1 protein-coding gene is annotated in these 549 nt (G+C 57.7%); it reads right to left on the bottom strand.

The annotated features are described in order from the left end of the window. Positions 1–191 precede the first annotated feature (191 nt). Positions 192–549, bottom strand: a 358-nt coding sequence (locus tag HV770_RS38125; RefSeq protein WP_175166540.1) for an SPASM domain-containing protein, incomplete at its 5' end; no start/stop codon positions are given.

Genomic DNA, 549 nt, shown 5'->3' with positions numbered 1-549 from the left:
TCGCGTGAAGGCGTTGGTACGGCAAGAGCGTGCGATTGCGCGCCGCTTCTTGCAACGCGAGTGCTATTCGCTTCACCAGGTTAGCGTCCATACGGCCTCCAAAGAAAAAACCCAATTTTCGCAGGCATCCAGGTGCGACCCCGACAGTTCGGCGTCGCCACTGCGCTTCGAAGCGAGCGACTTTCCACCAATCATTCAGACTGCCTTGCCAACTGTCTGAGAGCGGGGCCCGCATAGTCATGAAAGCGACGAATGCCCGAACATAGATAATTCAATCCGGGCTCGCCATCGGGGCTGCGCACGAAGCGATTCTTCGGACACTCCCCCCAGCAGAGTTTGAGATGCTTGCACTGTCGGCAAAACTCTGGAAGAGAATTTCGCTTGGCGTAGCCGAAGGTTTGCTGCCGCGCCGAGAATGCCATCTCGCCGAGATGCGTCGCACGGATGTTGCCCAGCGCGTAGTCGGGATAAACATAGTGATCGCACGAGTAGACTTCGCCGTCATGCTCGATGGCCAATGCCTTGCCGCAAAACTCCGCGGTCACGCAG

Origin of the sequence: Paraburkholderia fynbosensis, assembly GCF_902859935.1 — a bacterium.
Classification (GTDB): domain Bacteria; phylum Pseudomonadota; class Gammaproteobacteria; order Burkholderiales; family Burkholderiaceae; genus Paraburkholderia; species Paraburkholderia fynbosensis.
The sequence above is the reverse complement of the archived record's forward strand: the minus strand, read 5'-3'. Positions and strand labels throughout refer to the sequence as shown.